This window comes from Variovorax sp. Root434 (assembly GCF_001426595.1).
Taxonomy (GTDB): Bacteria; Pseudomonadota; Gammaproteobacteria; order Burkholderiales; family Burkholderiaceae_C; genus Variovorax.
Genome location: NZ_LMEK01000012.1, coordinates 1,174,380 through 1,191,692 on the forward strand (window position 1 = coordinate 1,174,380; position 17,313 = coordinate 1,191,692).

Annotated in this window: 16 protein-coding genes and 4 pseudogenes; 9 read left to right on the plus strand and 11 right to left on the minus strand. The window is 69.1% G+C overall.

Features of this window, described 5'->3' with window-relative positions; genetic code table 11:
* Nucleotides 1–113: 113 nt before the first annotated feature.
* Nucleotides 114–794 carry an urease accessory protein UreF gene (locus ASD05_RS16005; protein ID WP_056594119.1) on the plus strand — a complete coding sequence of 227 codons (681 nt, stop codon included), beginning with the start codon at nt 114–116 and terminating at the stop codon, nt 792–794.
* A 16-nt stretch (nt 795–810) separates the two neighbouring features.
* Nucleotides 811–1,461 (plus strand): urease accessory protein UreG, encoded by a 651-nt coding sequence (gene ureG / locus ASD05_RS16010; protein WP_056594123.1) that lies wholly within the window; start codon nt 811–813, stop codon nt 1,459–1,461.
* 21 nt (nt 1,462–1,482) lie between these two features.
* On the opposite strand, the gene ASD05_RS16015 is transcribed toward ureG, so the two are convergent.
* From ASD05_RS16015 to ASD05_RS30745, 8 genes and pseudogenes are all read right to left on the minus strand, one after another.
* Nucleotides 1,483–1,674 carry a DUF3606 domain-containing protein gene (locus ASD05_RS16015; RefSeq protein ID WP_235507977.1) on the minus strand — a complete coding sequence of 64 codons (192 nt, stop codon included), beginning with the start codon at nt 1,672–1,674 and terminating at the stop codon, nt 1,483–1,485.
* A 98-nt stretch (nt 1,675–1,772) separates the two neighbouring features.
* On the minus strand, nt 1,773–2,297 hold the full coding sequence (locus ASD05_RS16020; RefSeq protein ID WP_235507978.1) for a hypothetical protein: 525 nt from the start codon (nt 2,295–2,297) through the stop codon (nt 1,773–1,775).
* A 94-nt stretch (nt 2,298–2,391) separates the two neighbouring features.
* A complete protein-coding gene (locus ASD05_RS16025) occupies nt 2,392–2,991 on the minus strand; it encodes an ATP-binding protein (protein ID WP_200955436.1) in 600 nt (199 codons plus the stop codon).
* Nucleotides 2,991–3,239, minus strand: coding sequence for a hypothetical protein (locus tag ASD05_RS16030; protein WP_056594126.1), 249 nt, complete (start codon nt 3,237–3,239; stop codon nt 2,991–2,993). The genes ASD05_RS16025 and ASD05_RS16030 overlap by 1 nt, the downstream gene beginning before the upstream one ends.
* An 87-nt stretch (nt 3,240–3,326) precedes the next feature.
* Nucleotides 3,327–3,515, minus strand: a pseudogene (locus ASD05_RS30110) (porin); the annotation flags it as partial.
* Between the two features lies 1 nt (nt 3,516).
* Nucleotides 3,517–4,208 (minus strand): annotated as a pseudogene (locus ASD05_RS30735) (porin); the annotation flags it as partial.
* A 1-nt stretch (nt 4,209) separates the two neighbouring features.
* A pseudogene (locus tag ASD05_RS30740) lies at nt 4,210–4,547 on the minus strand (porin); the annotation flags it as partial.
* A gap of 82 nt (nt 4,548–4,629) precedes the next feature.
* Nucleotides 4,630–4,791, minus strand: a pseudogene (locus ASD05_RS30745) (porin); the annotation flags it as partial.
* A 192-nt stretch (nt 4,792–4,983) separates the two neighbouring features.
* Here ASD05_RS30745 and ASD05_RS16040 point away from each other — a divergent pair.
* The 3 genes from ASD05_RS16040 to ASD05_RS16050 all read left to right on the plus strand — a co-directional run bounded on the left by ASD05_RS16040 (nt 4,984) and on the right by ASD05_RS16050 (nt 8,830).
* Entirely contained in the window at nt 4,984–5,652 is a 669-nt protein-coding gene (locus ASD05_RS16040; RefSeq protein ID WP_056594129.1) for a nuclease-related domain-containing protein, read from the plus strand.
* Between the two features lie 77 nt (nt 5,653–5,729).
* Entirely contained in the window at nt 5,730–8,132 is a 2,403-nt protein-coding gene (gene bamA / locus ASD05_RS16045; RefSeq protein ID WP_056594132.1) for an outer membrane protein assembly factor BamA, read from the plus strand.
* A 17-nt stretch (nt 8,133–8,149) separates the two neighbouring features.
* On the plus strand, nt 8,150–8,830 hold the full coding sequence (locus ASD05_RS16050; protein ID WP_056594135.1) for a response regulator: 681 nt from the start codon (nt 8,150–8,152) through the stop codon (nt 8,828–8,830).
* Nucleotides 8,831–8,876: 46 nt separating this feature from the next.
* Here ASD05_RS16050 and ASD05_RS16055 read toward each other — a convergent pair whose 3' ends face one another.
* Nucleotides 8,877–9,716, minus strand: a complete 840-nt coding sequence (locus ASD05_RS16055) for an intradiol ring-cleavage dioxygenase (protein WP_056594138.1) — start codon at nt 9,714–9,716, stop codon at nt 8,877–8,879.
* Nucleotides 9,713–9,880 carry a hypothetical protein gene (locus ASD05_RS30115; protein WP_235507979.1) on the minus strand — a complete coding sequence of 56 codons (168 nt, stop codon included), beginning with the start codon at nt 9,878–9,880 and terminating at the stop codon, nt 9,713–9,715. Before ASD05_RS30115 ends, ASD05_RS16055 begins: the two co-directional genes overlap by 4 nt.
* 158 nt (nt 9,881–10,038) lie before the next feature.
* On the opposite strand from ASD05_RS30115, the gene ASD05_RS16060 reads away from it, so the two are divergent.
* Together ASD05_RS16060 and ASD05_RS16065 are read left to right on the plus strand one after the other, a co-directional pair.
* Complete coding sequence (locus ASD05_RS16060; protein WP_056594141.1) at nt 10,039–11,631, plus strand: ATP-binding protein; 1,593 nt, start codon at nt 10,039–10,041, stop codon at nt 11,629–11,631.
* Nucleotides 11,628–12,326, plus strand: a complete 699-nt coding sequence (locus ASD05_RS16065; protein WP_056594144.1) for a response regulator — start codon at nt 11,628–11,630, stop codon at nt 12,324–12,326. Before ASD05_RS16060 ends, ASD05_RS16065 begins: the two co-directional genes overlap by 4 nt.
* Before the next feature lie 24 nt (nt 12,327–12,350).
* On the opposite strand, the gene ASD05_RS16070 is transcribed toward ASD05_RS16065, so the two are convergent.
* Nucleotides 12,351–13,568 carry an acyl-CoA dehydrogenase family protein gene (locus ASD05_RS16070; protein WP_056594148.1) on the minus strand — a complete coding sequence of 406 codons (1,218 nt, stop codon included), beginning with the start codon at nt 13,566–13,568 and terminating at the stop codon, nt 12,351–12,353.
* Between the two features lie 128 nt (nt 13,569–13,696).
* On the opposite strand from ASD05_RS16070, the gene ASD05_RS16075 reads away from it, so the two are divergent.
* Together ASD05_RS16075 and yccS are read left to right on the plus strand one after the other, a co-directional pair.
* Nucleotides 13,697–15,031 carry an NUDIX domain-containing protein gene (locus ASD05_RS16075; RefSeq protein WP_056594152.1) on the plus strand — a complete coding sequence of 445 codons (1,335 nt, stop codon included), beginning with the start codon at nt 13,697–13,699 and terminating at the stop codon, nt 15,029–15,031.
* A gap of 45 nt (nt 15,032–15,076) precedes the next feature.
* Nucleotides 15,077–17,287 carry a YccS family putative transporter gene (gene yccS, locus ASD05_RS16080; RefSeq protein WP_056594154.1) on the plus strand — a complete coding sequence of 737 codons (2,211 nt, stop codon included), beginning with the start codon at nt 15,077–15,079 and terminating at the stop codon, nt 17,285–17,287.
* The last annotated feature ends 26 nt before the right edge of the window (nt 17,288–17,313 follow it).

Here is a 17,313-nt window from a genome sequence, read left to right on the forward strand (position 1 = left end):
AACAGCAGCGCCCATCGTGCACAGGGCACCGGGTGCTCCCCGCAGCGAAATAAAGGAGGAGGCGAAGCCGGGGGACATTCGCGGAGGGGAGTACCCGGTGGCCTAAAACTGACATGCCCAACCCAGTCAGCGCCGACAACTTGCTGCAGCTCATCTGGCTGGCTTCCCCAGCCCTGCCGGTGGGCGGCTTCTCGTATTCCGAAGGCATCGAGGCGGCTGTCGAATGGGCCGGCGTCGACTCGGAGGCCAAGGCCGCCGAATGGCTCGCAGACCAATTGCACCTGAGCTTCGCGCGCGGCGATCTCGCGGCCTTTGCGCAGGCCATCGCGGCCTGGCGCGCCAACGACATGCCGCGCATCCGCGAACTCAACCAGTGGGTGATGAGCACCCGCGAATCGGCCGAGTTCTTCCTGCAGACCGAGCAAATGGGCCGCTCCTTCGTCGAGTGGCTCAAGCTGCACCATGCCGACACCGCCGAGGTCTTCGCCGACCTGCCCGCGACCTACCCCGTGGCCTTCGCGTTCGCGGTCGGCCGCACCGGCGCCACGGTGCACGACGGCTGCCTGGCCTTCGCCTTCGGCTGGGCCGAGAACATGGTCGCCGCCGCCGTCAAGGCCGTGCCGCTCGGCCAGAGCGCGGGCCAGCGCATCCTCGGACGGCTGGCGCAGGAAATCCCGGATGCCGTGACCCGCGCCATGGCCCTCGGCGACGACCAGCGCCAGGCCTTCGCGCCCCTGCTGGCGGTGTTGTCGGCCCGCCATGAAACACAATATTCCCGCCTCTTCCGAAGCTGAACCGGACACACCCTCCATGACCTCCGCCCTGCACCACATCCCCCATCGCACCAAGAGACTGCCCCCGCTGCGCGTAGGCATCGGCGGCCCGGTCGGCTCGGGCAAGACCACGCTGCTCGAAATGCTCTGCAAGGCGATGCGCGACAAGTACGACCTGATCGCCATCACCAACGACATCTACACCAAGGAAGACCAGCGTCTGCTGACGGTGGCTGGCGCGCTGCCGGCTGAACGCATCATGGGCGTCGAGACGGGCGGTTGCCCGCACACCGCCATCCGCGAGGACGCGTCGATCAACCTCGAAGCCATCGACCGCATGCTCGAGGATTTTCCGGACGCCGACATCGTGTTCGTCGAATCAGGCGGCGACAACCTTGCGGCCACCTTCAGCCCCGAGCTGTCGGACCTCACGATCTACGTGATCGACGTGGCGGCCGGCGAAAAGATCCCGCGCAAGGGCGGCCCCGGCATCACCAAGAGCGACCTGTTCGTCATCAACAAGACCGACCTCGCCCCCTACGTGGGCGCCAACCTCGACGTGATGGAGCAGGACACGCAGCGCATGCGCCGCCAGCGGCCCTACGTGATGACGAACCTCAAGACGCTCACCGGCGTGGCCGAGGTGGTCGCGTTCATCGAGGAACGGGGCATGCTGGCCGCCGCCTGAAGCAGCGCGGCTGCCGCCGCTTCAGGGCAGCCCGAGGTAGACGCGCAGATCGTCCCTGCGCGTGCCGGCAGACGCCACGGCCGTGCGCAGGCGAGCCTCGGTCACGCCGAACCATTTTGTCCAGTAGTCGACCTCTTTCAGATCGGTGACATCGATCTGCTCATCGTCCTGCGGAATGCGGACCTCGCTGGCCTCGGGCATCGTCGTCTCCATGAAGAATTTGGAGACGGCAGTCTCTCCGCCGGCCGGGCGCCGCCGGCCAGACAGATTCGAATCGGCTTGCAGGACAACTTCCCATGGTGCGGCGGCGCTCAGAGTTCGCTGCCGTCGCGCAGCTGCCGCGCCTTGTAGACCAGCCGCACGCTCGCGCGGCGCGGATCGCCGGCCTGCTGCTGCACGTAGACGTCGGTGTCGTTGCTCACCCATGCGGCGTACGCGCTGCCCGGGTCGCGCGATGCGAGTTCGTTGCCGAACGCCCCTCGGCCCCATCGCACGAGCGCCGCGAAGGCGGCCGCGCCGTTGTCGGGCGTGGCCTGCGCCGTCGCCACGTATTCGACGCGGCGCAGCTCCGAGGCGGCGAAGAAGAAGGTCGGCTCGAACAGCAGCCCCGCCATCTCGACCGGAGCCGCGCGCCAGCTGCCGGCCAGTCCGCCGCTCAGCCGCTGCGGGCGCTGCACGCGCTCGGCCGCGGGCAGCACGGCCCGCAGTTCCTCGGCCGACATGCCAAGGTGCACGCCCGCCGGCAAGGCCTGCGCATGCAGCGCACCGGCGGCGAGAAGGGCCGCGCTCGCGGCGAGCGCGCGGAGAAAGGAGGTCGGGGAAGCAATGGATCGCACGTTCGGCAGGAGGAAGAAAAGCGGCGGCACCGTGGGACCGCGAGTATGGCGCGGAGTTCCAGGAGGCCCGTTCCGGCCGGCCGGCGTCGATCAGTCAGCCGGTCAGCAGCGGCAGGCGCAGCGTCAGCCCCAGCACGCCTCCTGCATGCGGCGCCGAGTAGAAGCGTCCGCCATGGTGGCTGGCGATGCGCTCGCAGGCCCGGGCGCTGGCACCGGCTGCCGCCGTGTGGGCGTTGTCGAAGAACCTCGCCAGCGGTGGCCGCACGTCGACGGCATCGAGGTCGCGCCAGTGGATCACCGCCTGCCCGCCCTCCGCCTGGGCGGAAACCTGCAGCGTCGCGCCCGCGCGCATCACGCTGGCCGCATATGCCGCGACCTTGGCGAGCAGCTCACGCAGCTCGGCCTCTATCGCCAGCACGGGAACGGCCTCTGGCGGCAATTGGATGTCGAGGCGGATGTCCCGGCAGGCGGGGGCGGCATCGAGCAGCGGCCGCAGGTCTTGCACGCGGCTCGCGCCCAGCCTTTGCTGCGCCTCGCCGCGGGCCTGCGCCGCGAGCTCGCGCGCCCTCGCGCCCTGCCGCAGGTTGGTGATGAACAGCGAAAACATCATGCAGGCCACGCCGGCCATGCCGAGGAGGATGACGCCGGCGATGATCGTGCCGAGGTTGCCGGAGTGCAGTTGCGCCCCGGTCATCAACGGGCTCCTGGAGCCTGGCCGTCGGGTTGGCCCGGCATGCCGCGCATGCAGCCGTCCCGCGCGCCGTTGCAGGCTTCCCAGCCGGGCGGCGGCGGCCTGCGTGCGCCGTAGTTCATCGGCGGCCCTTCGCCGCGAAAGCCCGGCGCGGGACCATGGAGCATGGGTGGAGGGGGCGGAGGCAGCATGATGCAGCCGGCCAGGCCGCCGGCCATCAGCACGCTCGCGAAGAGTCGGATTCGGTCCATTGGAAATCTCACTGCTGACTGAAAAACAAAAGCCGTGCGGGAGAAAAGAGCACGCGCCCTTTTGTCCCGCGCGGCGTGCGTCCTGCATCAGAACGCGTGACGGATACCGAAGTCGTAGCCGGTGGACGAACGCGGCAGGCCCGTGTAGCTCACGCCCGCGCTGCCGTAGCCCGTGGTGCTGGCCGACACCAGGCTGCCCGTGTAGTTCACGTCGTTGCGGTTGTTCACGCGCGCCACCGTCGCATACAGCGCCGTGCGCTTGGACAGGTTGTGCACNTGGTGCTGGCCGACACCAGGCTGCCCGTGTAGTTCACGTCGTTGCGGTTGTTCACGCGCGCCACCGTCGCATACAGCGCCGTGCGCTTGGACAGGTTGTGCACGTAGCCGACCGCGAACTTGCGTGCCAGCGGGTCCTCGCCCGTGATGCCGGCCGTGCCTTCGTTGTAGCGCACCTGCGAGTACGCCACGCGGATCAGGCCTGCGCCCACCGGCACGGTCGCGCCGATCAGGTAGCCGTTGTAGGTGTCGTGCGTGTCGGCCRCTGCCGCGTAGTCGAACTTGTTCTTCACGTTCGACAGCTCACCGAACAGCTTCACCGGACCGAAGTCGTACGAAGCGCCCAGGTTGATGGTCTGCACCTTGCGTTCCAGCGCGGTGGTGTCCACCGCGGTGCTCCGGCCCACGCTCAGTGCCACGTCCAGGGGACCGTTGGCGTAGCCGAARCGCCCACCGACGTAGCGCCCGGCGGTGCTGCTGGAAGCAGCSGTGGTGCTGGTCGCATCGGTGCTGGCGTTCTCGTGCAGGCTGTACTGCACCTGGCCATAGAAGCCGCCCAGGTTCGGCGGCAGGAAGTAGCCGATCGAGTTGCTSGCGCGCACGTAGTTGGCGTTGTTGATGGTGGTGTTGCCGCTGACGGTGCTGATGACGTTGGTGCCCGAGCCGTTGGTGCCGAACGGGTCGAACACGGTGNGCGCGCACGTAGTTGGCGTTGTTGATGGTGGTGTTGCCGCTGACGGTGCTGATGACGTTGGTGCCCGAGCCGTTGGTGCCGAACGGGTCGAACACGGTGTCGTTCCAGAAGGTAGGCGTGTAGTCGCGGCCCAGGCGCAGCTCGCCGAAGCCACCCGACAGGCTCACGGTGGAGCGGCGGGCGAAGGTGGAGATGCCGGTGGCGCCGTCGTCGTTGSTGATGGGCGCTTCGAGCCAGAAGCTCGCAGCCAGGCCGCCGCCGAGGTCTTCGGTGCCGCGAAAGCCGATGCGGCTGGAGTTGTAGCCGGAGTTGGCCAGGCTGGTCTTGCTGGACTTCACCGATGCGCCGGTGGTCGCGTCGCGCGAGGTCGCCGACTGGTAGGTCAGGCCCGCGTCGACGACGCCGAACAACGTGACGGANGGTCTTGCTGGACTTCACCGATGCGCCGGTGGTCGCGTCGCGCGAGGTCGCCGACTGGTAGGTCAGGCCCGCGTCGACGACGCCGAACAACGTGACGGASGATTGGGCAGAGGCCAGCCCGCAGACGGCCAGGGCAGCGAATGCCGTGAGGGTTTTCTTCATTCAGGGTTCTCCAGTTGCAGCGGCTCTCCATCGAGCAGCCGGCACGCATCGTCTCGTTCAAATTCGGAGGAATCTTGTGGATGCCTCCTGCTTTGCACGGACTGTTGTTTGCCTGCACGCCACCGCAGGAAACACCTTGCACAAGAAGTCTCCCCAAAGCCGCGCGATGCTCGATGGCCGAAGGAGTCCTCCATGACCATTGCCTTGCAAAGCACCATTGCCACCTCGCTGGGCGTGCAGCAACTCGCCAGCGCATTCAGCCCCGCCTTTTCCTACCTGCGCATTCTTCGCAACCTCATCATCCCGATGCCCGAGGGGCACGCGGTGCCCACCGCGCGCATCGACGCCGTGCTGGTCTGCGAGACCGGCATCTACCTGTTCGAGATCAAGGCCTGGCGCAATGCCTTCGTCTATCGCAAGAAATCGGACCAGTCCCCGCCGCGCTGGTTCCTGCGCCTGAACGGCTGCAAGAGCGCTCGCGAGGTGAAAGACCCCGCATGGCAGGGCGGGCGCAAGACCACGCAGCTGCGCAGCCTGTTGCCTGACGACCTGCGGCTGCAGTACTTCGTGCTGCTGCCGTGCGAAGGGATCGAGCTCGAAGGCGTGATGCCGGCCGCCGTCATCACGCAGCGGGACCTGCCCTACATCGCGCGCCTCGTGCGCAACAACGGCCGCACCGCGCGCACCTGCCGGCTGCTCGATGCCGAAGGTATCGACCGCACGGTGGAGCGCCTGCTGGAGATACAGGGCGGCCTGTCGCTCGAAGACCATCTGCAGAACTGCCGAGAAAAAATCAGCCAGGCTGCCGGCACCGAAACCGTGCCGGCGTGGATGACCACAAACGCCATGGGGTTGCAGTAAGGTAAAGACCCCGAGCACCCCGGGGCAGCCGGAGAAAAGTCCCAAATTTCTCCGACATTGGCAAGGACCATGCGGCGATGCACTTACCGAAGTCCCTCGCAGCGGCATCCGCGCTGCTCGCCTCGCTCGCCGCTTTCCCCGCCTGGGCCGTCGAGCCGTTCACCGTCAAGGACATCCGCCTCGAAGGCCTGCAGCGCGTCGAACCCGGCACCGTCTTCGCCACCATGGGCCTGCGCACCGGCGATACCTACAGCGACGAACGCGGCAGCGCCGCCATCCGTGAGCTTTTCAAACTCGGCCTCTTCAAGGACGTGCGCATCGACGTCAACGGCAGCGTGCTGGTGGTGATCGTGGAAGAACGCCCCTCGATCGCCGATGTCGACTTCGTGGGCACCAAGGAGTTCGACAAGGCCGCACTGCAGAAGGCGCTGCGCGAGGTCGGCCTCGCCGAAGGCCAGGCCTACGACAAGGCGCTGACCGACCGCGCCGAGCAGGAGCTCAAGCGGCAGTACATCAGCCGCAGCCTCTACAACGCGCAGGTCGTCACCACCGTCACGCCGCTGGAGAGGAACCGCGTGAACATCACCTTCACCGTGACCGAGGGCGAGAGCGCGCGCATCAAGGAAGTGCACGTGGTCGGCAACAAGGATTTCAGCGAGAGCACACTGCTCGATCTGTTCGACCAGGACACGGGCGGCTGGCTCGACTGGTACACGAAGTCCAACCAGTACTCGCGCACCAAGTTCAACGGCGACCTGGAGACGCTGCGCTCCTACTACATCACGCGCGGCTACCTGGAGTTCCGCATCGACTCGACGCAGGTCGCCATTTCGCCCGACCGACAGACGCTGACCCTCACGATCAACATCACCGAGGGCGAGAAGTTCGTGGTGGCCGGCGTGAAGCTCGCGGGCGACTACATGGGCCACGAGAACGAGTTCAAGACCCTGGTCACCATCCGCCCCGGCAAGCCCTACAACGGCGAGGACGTGGCCGCCACCACCAAGGCCTTCACCGACTACTTCGGCACCTTCGGCTACGCCTTCGCGCGCGTGAAGGCCGAGCCCGAGATCGACCGCCAGAACAACCGCGTGACGATAGTGCTCAAGGCAGAAGCCTCGCGCCGTGCCTATGTGCGGCGCATCAACATCGGCGGCAACGCCCGCACGCGCGACGAGGTGATCCGCCGCGAGTTTCGCCAGTACGAAGGCGCCTGGTACGACGGCAACAAGATCCGCGCCTCGCGCGACCGGGTCGACCGCCTGGGCTTCTTCACCGACGTGAACGTCGACACCGTCGACGTGCCCGGCTCGCCCGACCAGGTCGACCTGGTGGTGAACGTGACCGAGAAACCCACCGGCTCGCTGCAGCTGGGCGCGGGCTACTCGTCGACCGACAAGGTCTCGCTGACTTTCGGCATCACGCAGGAGAACGTGTTCGGCAGCGGCAACTACCTGGGGCTGAGCGTGAACACGAGCTCGTACAACCGCACCATCTCGCTCACGGCCACCGATCCGTACTTCACCAAGGACGGCATCTCCCGCACGCTGAACGTGTTCCACACCACCACGCGGCCCTACTACGAGGCTGACGGCAACTACAAGCTCGCGAGCGATGGCGGCTCGGTCCGCTTCGGCTTCCCGGTGGGCGAGCAGGACACCGTGTTCCTCGGCATCGGCCTGGAGCGCTGGTCGTTCACGCCCGGCACCAACGGCACCTACACGCTGGTCAATGGCTCGTACGTGTACACCGCCACGCCGCAGGCCTACCTCGACTACTTCAAGTGCACGGGCACCGTGCCGAGTGTGACCTGCGCCAATTCGAGCGTGGTGGGCATCCCGGCCACGCTGGGGTGGTCGCGCGACGACCGCGACAGCGCGCTGGTGCCCACGCGCGGCAAGCTGCAGAGCGCCAACCTCGAAATGGGCGTGGGCAGCGAACTGCACTACCTGAAGACGAACTACCAGTACCAACAGTACTTCCCGCTGTCGAAGCAGTACACGCTGGCCATCAACGGCCAGCTAGGCTATGCGCGCGCGCTGGGCAGCAGCACCTACCCCATCTTCAAGAACTTCTATGCCGGCGGGCTCGGCTCGATCCGCGGTTTCGAGCAGAACTCGCTCGGCCCGGTCGATTCGGTCACGGGCGGCGCGCTCGGCGGCACGCGCAAGGCGATCTTCAACATGGAGTTCAGCACGCCCTTCCCGGGCGCGGGCAACGACAAGACGCTGCGCCTGTACAGCTTCTTCGATGCGGGCAACGTGTTCGCCGACCGCACCGCCAGCATGACGGACGCGCAATGGAAGGCGCAGAACCGCCTGCGAGCTTCCGCCGGCATCGGCATCAGCTGGATCTCCCCGCTGGGCCCGCTGCGGCTGGCCTATGCGGTGCCGCTGCTCTACCAGAAGGCCGACACCGCCAACGGCATCGCGGCCGACCGCACGCAGCGCTTCCAGTTCCAGATCGGAACCTCCTTCTGAGCACCAGGGTCCTGAGCATGAGCCGCATCCTGCTGGTGGAAGACGGGCGCGACAGCGCGCCGCTGCTGCTGGGCCACCTGCAGGGCGCGGGCCATGAGGTCGAGCAGATCGAAGACGGCGCGGCGGCGCTGGAGCGCATCCTGAGCGCGCCGCCGGCGCTCACCCTGCTCGACGTGGTGCTGCCGCGCATCGACGGCATCCAGGTGCTGGAGAAGGTGCGCTCGCACGGCAACCACCCGATCATCATGCTGACGGCGCGCACGCAGGAGGCTGACCGGCTGCTGGCGCTCGACCTGGGCGCCGACGACTATGTCTGCAAGCCCTTCTCGCCGCGCGAGGTGGTGGCGCGCATCCACACGGTGCTGCGCCGGCACGCGCAGTGGCGCGAAGCCGCCATGCCCTCGGCCGCGGTGCGCTTCGACGACCCGCGCGGCAACGCCTGCCTGGAAGGGCGCGCGCTGAGGCTGACGCGCCGCGAGCTGCTGCTGTTGCGCGCGCTGTCGCGCGACCCCGGCCGGGTGTTCACGCGCTCCAAGCTGCTCGAAGCCGCGTTTTCGGAAGCGTTCGACGTGAACGAGCGCGCGGTCGACGGGCACATCAAGAACCTGCGCAGGAAGCTCGCTGACGCCGTGCCGTCGCACGACTGGATCCGCTCGGTCTATGGCGTGGGCTTCTGCTTCGCGGAGCGGCCGGCCTGAGGCTGCGCGCTGCCGCGTCTCCGCGTGCGCATGTGGCTGGCGAGGCTCAGCCTTCGGCGCGCGGCGGCACCATCGCGCGGATGCGCGCGGAGCCTTCCAGAGCGCGGGGCCGCGGTGGACGGGCACCAGAGAGCGGCGTCGAACCGGGAAATGGGCCACCAGGGGGCAGACCGCCCGGCCTCGGAGGCCGGTCGATCACCGGAACTGCCGCCGGGTCCACCACCAGCGCGAGCGTGGCGACATAGCGCTGCCGCTCTTCGCGCACCGCACCAAGCACCGTCCCGCCGGCCTTCAGCGCGATGCCGTCGACGCTGTTCAGCGTGTCGCGCATTCGCGCACGCTGGTACAGCGGCATCTGCGTATAGAGAAACTCGCTCAGCGCATCGGGCAGGAAGAACTGCGAAGTGAGCACAGCACGCGCGCCATTGATCACCTTGAAATGGATGTGCGTGGTGCGGCCCGCATACCAGCCCGGGTACACGGTGCCGAAGGAGACGATGCCTGCGCGGTCGGTGCGCTGGCTGCCGCGCAGGAAGGTCTTGCCCTCGAACGACTGCGCGCGGTCGTCGCCCTGCTCGCCGAAGCCCGAGTAGCGCCCCTGCATGTCGCAGTGCCACAGGTCCACGCGCAGCTTCGGCAGCGGCCGGCCGGCGGTGTCGCAAACGGTGAAGCGCACGTCCAGCGGCACGCCTTCAAGCCCTTCGGTGATGTCGCGGCGGTCCAGCGCAAGGTCGAGGTAGTACGGTCCCTCGGTGGTCTGCGCGGTCAGCGGCAACCGGCGCTGCGCGGCCGGCGCCGGGCGTGCCGATGCCGAAAGGCCCGCCGCACCGAGGGCGGCCAGCAGGCCGCGGCGCCCGAGGGGAAGTTGTGAATCGGGGGGTGTCATGGCTTCTTGTCCTTCCTGATCGGCCCAGGACGCGGCGCGACGGGCGCCGAGGGCCGCGTGGCGCCTTCTTCCGCCCAGAAGACGAGCAGCGTCCATGCCTGCGCGACCAGCCAGAAAAACACCGTGATCGCCAGCAGCAGCGGCAGGTCCATGCGAGGGCTCATGGGCTCCATCGTGCGGCTCGATTCGGGAGAAATGTGGGAGAACCTCTGTCCCAATTTCCTCCACATTCGACCCCGATGATCAACCGCTTGCCCATGAAGCCCCCCAACGCCTGCCCGCAGTGCATGTCGCAGAATGCGGCCATGCCTTCCCCGAGCCCATGCCTCACCTGACCCTTTCCAGAAAGATCTTCCTGGCGCTGGCCGCCTTGTTGATCGTGCTGCTGATCAGCTTCGCGGGCCTCTCGATCATTGCGCTGCAGCGCGGCCTGGGCTCCTACGTGGCCGAGATCGAGATCCGGCGCATGGACTGGCTCTCGCAGCTGCTGCTGAAGCACTACGTCGCCAATGGCGACTGGAAGAGCCTGCACGACAACGACGACGCCTGGCGCCGCCTGCAGATGGGCCGGCTGGCTGCCGTGCTCGACGGCGCCGCGGGCAACGGCAACGCAGACGAGCGGCGGTTGCCCCCCTGGTACGAACACCGCGCCATGCGCGGCGATGCCCCGCCCGACAACGGCGCCGACGGCAGCCCGCCGCCCCTGCCACCCCCACAGCCGCCACAGCAACTCGACCTGTTGCCGCGCCGGGGGCCGGCCATGCCGCCGCCGTGGCCCTTCCCGGATCTGCGTGAGATGCCGGACTCCATCTTCCAGCGGCTGGCCGTGCTCGACGCGCACGGCGCGCGCGTGGTGGGCGCCAACGTCGACCTGGAAAACGCCGCGCGCACGCCGATCCGGCGCGACCGGACGGTCATCGGCTACCTCGCGCTCACGCCGATGCGGGGCCTCGAGAGCGAAGCCGACCGCGCCTTCGTCGCGCGGCAGTCGGGCGTGATCGTGCTCACCGGCCTGTGCGGCCTCGGCTTCGCGCTGATGCTGTCGTGGTTGCTGGCGCGCCGCTGGTTCAGGCCCATCGACGAGCTCACGCAGGCCGCGCAGGACCTGGCGCGCGGGCGGCTGTCCACCCGCGTCGCGGTGCAGGGCTCGGACGAGCTGGCGCTGCTCGGGCGGACTTTCAACGATATGGCGCAGCGCCTCGACACGGTGGAAGCCTCGCGCCGCGCCTGGCTGGCCGACGCGGCGCACGAGCTGCGCACGCCGCTGGCGGCCATGCGTGCCGAGATCGAGGCGCTGCAGGACGGCGTTCGCACCTTCGACGAACGCACCGCGCTGCGGCTGCACCGGCAGGTGATCCGCCTCGGCCAGCTGGTCGACGACCTGCGCAGCAGCATGCGTGAACCGCAGAGCGACCTGCTCACTACCACGGTGTTCCCGCTGTCGCTGCTGAAGGAGGCGCTCGACCACACGCGCGACCGCTTCGCCAGGCGCGCCATCGCGGTGGACCGGCGCGCCATCGACCTCATCGGCGCCTCCGCGCAGCCGACCATCGACGGCGACGCGCACCGGCTGCACCAGGTCTTCATGAACCTGCTGGAGAACACGCTGGCCTACACCAACGACGGCGGCACGCTGCGCATCGACGTCACGGTCGAAGGCGCATGGACCGGCAACTGCCTCACCCTGCTGTTCGATGACAGCGCGCCCGGCGTACCCGAGGCCGAGCTGCCGCGCCTGTTCGACCGCCTGTTCCGCGGCGAGAGCTCGCGCAGCCGCGAACACGGCGGCTCCGGGCTCGGTCTCTCGATCTGCCGCGCGACCATCGAGGCGCACGGCGGCACCATCGACGCGTCGGCCTCGCCCTTGGGCGGGCTGCGCGTGACCATCACACTTCCATTGGCGGCACCGTCATGACACGCATCGTCATCGTCGAAGACGAAATCGACATCGCCTCGGTGGTGCAGGACTACCTGCGCCACGCGGGCTACGAAACCGAGCACTTCACCGACGGGCACAGCGCGCTGGAAAGCATCGTCGCCACGCCGCCCGACCTCACGCTGCTCGACATCATGCTGCCGCGGCTCGACGGCATCGAGGTGCTGCGCCGCGCGCGCGAGCACACGGCGCACCCGATCATCATGCTGACCGCGCGCATCGAGGAGGTCGACCGGCTGCTGGGCCTGGAGCTGGGCGCCGACGACTACGTGTGCAAGCCCTTCTCGCCGCGCGAACTGGTGGCGCGCGTGCGCGCCGTGCTGCGGCGCACCGCACCGGGCCTGCAGGGCTCGGCGTCGCAGAGCGAGGCGCCGGGGCTGGTGCTCGACGACGTGCACTGGCGCGCGTCGCTCGAAGGCACGCCGCTGAACCTCACGCGGCGCGAATTCGGGCTGCTGCAGGTGCTGTCGCGGCATCCGGGGCGCATCTTCTCGCGCGCCCGCCTGCTGGAGCTGGCCTACGACGACACGGTGGACGTGACGGAACGCGCCATCGACAGCCACGTGAAGAACCTGCGCCGCAAGCTCGGCGCGGTGACGCCCGAATACGACTGGATCCGGTCGGTGTACGGCGTCGGCTTCGCGTGGGAGGCGCCGGCCGACGCCGCGCGCTGAGCGCCTTTCGCGCTCCTCCTCTTCTTACTGGTAGGCCGCCAGCTCCTGCTTCGCAATCGCGTTGCGGTGCACCTCGTCGGGGCCGTCGGCCACGCGCAGGTGGCGCTCGTAGGCGTAGAAGTGGGTGAGCAGCGTGTCCTGGCTCAGGCCCATCGCGCCGAAGGCCTGCATCGCCCAGTCGATCACCTTCACGCAGTTGTTGGGTGTGAGCACCTTGATCATCGCGATTTCCTTGGCGGCGACCTTGTTGCCCACGGTGTCCATGCGGTAGGCCGCGTTGAGCACCATCCAGCGCGACTGCTCGATGAGCATGCGCGACTCGGCAATGCGCTCGCGCCACACGCCCTGCTCCGACAGCGGCTTGTGGAAGGCGGTGCGCGACACGAGGCGCCGACACATCATCTCGAGCGCGGACTCGGCCATGCCGATGGCGCGCATGCAATGGTGGATGCGCCCGGGGCCGAGGCGGCCCTGCGCGATTTCGAAGCCGCGGCCTTCGCCGAGCAGGATGTTCTCCACCGGCACGCGCACGTTCTCGAACACGATCTCGGGGTGGCCGAACGGCGGGTCGTACATGCCGAGCAGCTGCATGTCGCGCACGATGGTGATGCCCGGCGTGTTCTTCGGCACGAGGATCATCGACTGCTGCCTGTGGCGGTCGGCGTTGTCGGGGTCGGTCTTGCCCATCAGAATGAAGATCTCGCAGCGCTCGTTCATCGCGCCGGTGATGTACCACTTGCGTCCGTTGATGACGTACTCGTTGCCTTCTCGGCGGATGCTGCAGCGGATGTTGGTGGCGTCGCTCGATGCGACTTCAGGCTCGGTCATCGCGAACGACGAGCGGATCTCGCCCGCGAGCAGCGGCGTGAGCCAGCGCTCCTGCTGCGCCTTGGTGCCGTAGCGGGCCAGCACTTCCATGTTGCCCGTGTCGGGCGCGGAACAGTTGAAGATTTCCGCGCACCAGTAGCGCCGACCCATGATCTCGCACAGCGGCGCGTACTCGACGTTGCTCAGCCCCGGGCCATGCTCCGGCTCGGGCAGGAACAGGTTCCACAGCCCGCGCTCGCGCGCCTTGGCCTTGAGGCCGGCCATCATCGGCAGTTCGGCATAGGGGCGGCCGGCGCGGGCGTTGGCGGCCAGCTCTTCCTCGCGGCGTTTCTCGTTCGGGTAGACGAACTCGTCCATGAACTTGAGCAGCTCGTCGCGCAGCGCGATCGCCCGAGGGGTGAATTCGAAATGCATGGTGCGTCCTTCAACAGTCGATGTGCATTGAAGGTACGCGGCACATGGTGTTTCGCACGGTCGTTCATGCGACAGCCGAGGGCCCGTGCTGTCGCCTTCGCAGCAGCCGCCGGCGCGACAATGTGCGCATGACCACCAGCACCTCCGACGCCACACCACGCCCCGCTTCGCCGCGCCCCGTGCGCTCGGCCGCCACCCTCATCGTCCTGCGCGACGGCAGCCACGGGCTCGAGGTGCTGATGCTGCGGCGGGCCGAGAAGGCCGACGACCAGAACAGCGGTGCCAGCGTGTTCCCGGGCGGCGTGATCGACGCGCACGACCGCAGCCTGCACGGGCACTGCGGCGGCCTTGACGACAGCGCCGCGAGCGAACGCCTCGCGGTGCCGGAGGGCGGCCTCGACTACTACGCGGCCGCGATCCGCGAATGCTTCGAGGAAGCCGGCGTGCTGTTCGCGACCGACGGCACGGGCCGGCCGGTGGCGCTCGACAACCTGCCGCCCGCGCAGCTCGCCGCCATGCGCGACGAGGCGGAGCAAGGCACCGACGCGCTGATTTCGCTGTGCGACCGGCACGGCTGGCAGCTCGCGGCCGACCGGCTCGCCTACTTCACCCACTGGCTCACGCCGCCGGGCATGCCGCGCCGCTTCGACACGCGCTTCTTTCTCGCGCCGATGCCCGAGGCGCAGAACGTGCGGCCCGACGGCCGCGAGACGGTCGAGCACATGTGGCTGCGGCCGGCCGAGGCCGTGGCGCCCGCGCGCGGGCTCAAGCTGATGAACGTGACGCGCCGCATCCTCGAACAGCTCGCGCAGTTCGCAAGCACGACCGAACTCATGGCCCATGCGCGCGGCCTGACGCACATCCCGCGCTTCATGCCGCGGCTGGCGGACGGTCCCGCGGGCCGGCGGCCGGTGAACATGGAAGAGCCGGCGTACGAAGAAATCGGGCACGTCGATCCGGACGGCAAAGGCGGCGGCCGCTACGCACACGAGGCCGGGCTGGTGATGCGGCTCTCGGCGCGGGTCTTGCGGGTCACGGGCGAGGCCGATGCATCGGGCGCGCTGACGCACAGCTATTTCGTGGGCGTCGCGGGCGGCGATTGCGCACTGATCGACGCGCTGCCCGCGAGCCCCGGGCACCTCGCGGCCCTTGTCGCGGCGGCACCTGGCCGGGTGAGGTGGCTCCTGTCGACGCAGGCAACGACCGAAGAAGAGATGCGCGTCTTGCGCGAGGCCTGGCCCGATGCATCCACCGCATCGCCCGCACCGGGCGAGCAGATCGACCTCGGCGATGCCACGTTGCGCGTGCTGCCCGGCACCGACGGCGCGCCGTCCCGCCAGTTCCTGCAGGTCGAAGACCGGATGCTGCTCGCGGGCCTCGACGCCGGCCCCGCAGCCGACGACGGCCAGGCCAGGTGGATCGCCCTGCGCCACGGCTTCCTGCGCAGCCGGCCCGCCCCGTAGCGGAGCGCCACATGGCGGTGGCATGCATCGTGCAAGATCGACCCCATGCTTCCCCTGTCTCCCGACGCGCTGCGCCAGCGGCTGCGGTCCTTCGCTTCCCGCGCGCAGCCCGTGCGCATCCTTCTCACCCTCGGCAGCCTCATGGCGGGCTGCGCCTGGACCGGCCATCCCGATGCGGTGATCCCGCTGTTCCTCGGCGCCATCGCCAGCGCGCTCGCCGAGACCGATGACAGCTGGCGCGGCCGGCTGCGCGCGCAGGTGGTCACGCTGGGCTGCTTCGCCGCCATCGCGTTCGCGGTCGAGGCGGCGTTCAGCCTTCCGCTGCTGTTCATCGCCGGGCTGGCGCTCGCGGCCTTCTGCCTCACGATGCTCGGTGCGGTGGGAGCGCGCTACAAGGCGATCGCATACGCGACGCTGATCCTCGCGATGTACGCCACGCTCGGCATCGAGAACCTGGGCTCGCACGGCGTGGTGCAGCGCGGGCGCGAGCCCCTGCTGCTGCTGGCCGGCGCGGCCTGGTACGGCGTGTTCTCGGTGCTGTGGTGCGCGGCCTTTCCGGCGCAGCCCGTGCAGGCGCGGCTGGTGACGCTGTTCACGGTGCTGGGCAGCTTCGTGCGCTTCAAGGCTTCTCTGTTCGAGCCGCTGCGCGGCATCGACATCGAGCGCAAGCGGCTCGCGCTCGCGCAGCTCAATGCCGAGGTGGTGGCGGAGCTCAACGCCGCGAAGGAAAGCATCTTCCTGCGCATCGGCGCGCGCGCGCCGACCGGGCGCCTCTCGCGCTACCGCGGGCTCTACCTGATCGCGCAGGACGTGCACGAGCGCGCCAGCTCCTCGCACGACGACTACAACGCGCTGGCCGATGCCTTCTTCCACAGCGACCTGCTCTACCGCTGCCAGCGCGTGCTGGGCCTGCAGGGGCTGGCCTGCCAGCGGCTGGCCGACTCGATCGCGCGGCGCGAGCCCTTCGAGGTCGGTCCCGAGACCGTGCAGGCGCTGGCCGACCTGCGCAGTGCCATCGAGCACGAGCGCGCGCGGGCCGACACGCCCGCGAGGCTGGCGCTGCTGGCATCGGTCGAGGCGCTGGCGCGCAACCTCGCGCTGCTCGACGGCCAGCTCTCGGGTGCCAGCCAGCCGTCGGCGCGCGCGGGCCGCACCGAGATGGGCCTGTTCGACCGCTCGCCACGCTCGTGGCGCGATGCGGTCGAGCGCGTGCGGCGGCAGCTCACCACGCGCTCTGCGCTGTTTCGCCACGCGCTGCGGCTGTCGATCGCGCTGGTTGCGGGCTACGGGGTGATGCGCGCCATTCACCCGGCGCAGGGCTACTGGATTCTGCTGACCACGCTGTTCGTCTGCCAGCAGACCTACGGCGACACCATTTCGCGCATGGGGCAGCGCATCGCCGGCACCGCGCTCGGCGTGGTGGCCGGATGGGCGCTGCTGCAGCTGTTTCCGCAGCCGCTGGTGCAGTCGGTGATCGCGGTGGCGGCCGGCGTGCTGTTCTTCGCGACCCGCGCCACGCGCTATCTGCTGGCCACCGCCTCGATGACGCTGCTGGTGCTGATGTGCTTCAACCAGGTCGGCGACAGCGGCGTGCTGCTGGTGCCGCGGCTGGTCGACACCGCCATCGGCAGCGCGATCGCCGGGCTGGCCGTGCTGCTGGTGCTGCCGCACTGGCAAGCGCGGCGCATCAACGAGCTGGCCGCGGCCGCGATGCGCGGCCATGCCGGCTACCTGCGGCAGATCGTCGGCCAGTACCGCACCGGCGCGCGCGACCACCTCGACTACCGGCTGGCGCGGCGCAACGACCACAACGCGGACGCGGCGCTGTCCACGGCGGTGTCGGACATGTTCCGCGAGCCGGGCTACGTGCGGCCGCGCGCGGGGGTGGCGCTGCGCTTCCTGATCCGCTCGCACACGCTGCTGAGCTACCTCTCGGCCCTGGGCGCCCACCGTGCGGCGCTGCCCGACTCGGCGCAGATGGCACTGCTGCAAACGGCGGCCGAAGGAGCGATCGCGGCCCTCGAAGGGCTGGCGGCCGGGCTGGAAAAGGGCCTGATCGAGGCGCCGGGCGATGCCGCCGCGGAGCCGGCGGCTCGGGCCGCACTGGCGCAGGCCGTCGCCACCAGCAACGACCCGCAGGCGCGAACCCTTCACACCGAACTCGGCCTGATCTGGCTGCAGATCGACGCCCTGCGCACCCACGCACGCGAATGGCTGCAGTCCGAAGGCAGCGAAACCACGAGCGCGCCAGCCTGACGAACATCCATGCGATCCGGTCGGTT

What these genes read in the sequence shown, in the direction of transcription:
- bamA (WP_056594132.1), top strand. Translation starts at nt 5,730, where the DNA reads ATGCACTTACCGAAGTCCCTCGCAGCGGCATCCGCGCTGCTCGCCTCG.
- ASD05_RS16040 (WP_056594129.1), top strand. Translation starts at nt 4,984, where the DNA reads ATGACCATTGCCTTGCAAAGCACCATTGCCACCTCGCTGGGCGTGCAG.
- ASD05_RS16030 (WP_056594126.1), bottom strand. Translation starts at nt 3,239, where the DNA reads ATGGACCGAATCCGACTCTTCGCGAGCGTGCTGATGGCCGGCGGCCTG.
- ASD05_RS16050 (WP_056594135.1), top strand. Translation starts at nt 8,150, where the DNA reads ATGAGCCGCATCCTGCTGGTGGAAGACGGGCGCGACAGCGCGCCGCTG.
- ASD05_RS16005 (WP_056594119.1), top strand. Translation starts at nt 114, where the DNA reads ATGCCCAACCCAGTCAGCGCCGACAACTTGCTGCAGCTCATCTGGCTG.
- yccS (WP_056594154.1), top strand. Translation starts at nt 15,077, where the DNA reads ATGCTTCCCCTGTCTCCCGACGCGCTGCGCCAGCGGCTGCGGTCCTTC.
- ASD05_RS16055 (WP_056594138.1), bottom strand. Translation starts at nt 9,716, where the DNA reads ATGACACCCCCCGATTCACAACTTCCCCTCGGGCGCCGCGGCCTGCTG.
- ASD05_RS30115 (WP_235507979.1), bottom strand. Translation starts at nt 9,880, where the DNA reads ATGAGCCCTCGCATGGACCTGCCGCTGCTGCTGGCGATCACGGTGTTT.
- ASD05_RS16075 (WP_056594152.1), top strand. Translation starts at nt 13,697, where the DNA reads ATGACCACCAGCACCTCCGACGCCACACCACGCCCCGCTTCGCCGCGC.
- ASD05_RS16070 (WP_056594148.1), bottom strand. Translation starts at nt 13,568, where the DNA reads ATGCATTTCGAATTCACCCCTCGGGCGATCGCGCTGCGCGACGAGCTG.
- ASD05_RS16025 (WP_200955436.1), bottom strand. Translation starts at nt 2,991, where the DNA reads ATGACCGGGGCGCAACTGCACTCCGGCAACCTCGGCACGATCATCGCC.
- ASD05_RS16015 (WP_235507977.1), bottom strand. Translation starts at nt 1,674, where the DNA reads ATGGAGACGACGATGCCCGAGGCCAGCGAGGTCCGCATTCCGCAGGAC.
- ASD05_RS16060 (WP_056594141.1), top strand. Translation starts at nt 10,039, where the DNA reads ATGCCTCACCTGACCCTTTCCAGAAAGATCTTCCTGGCGCTGGCCGCC.
- ASD05_RS16065 (WP_056594144.1), top strand. Translation starts at nt 11,628, where the DNA reads ATGACACGCATCGTCATCGTCGAAGACGAAATCGACATCGCCTCGGTG.
- ureG (WP_056594123.1), top strand. Translation starts at nt 811, where the DNA reads ATGACCTCCGCCCTGCACCACATCCCCCATCGCACCAAGAGACTGCCC.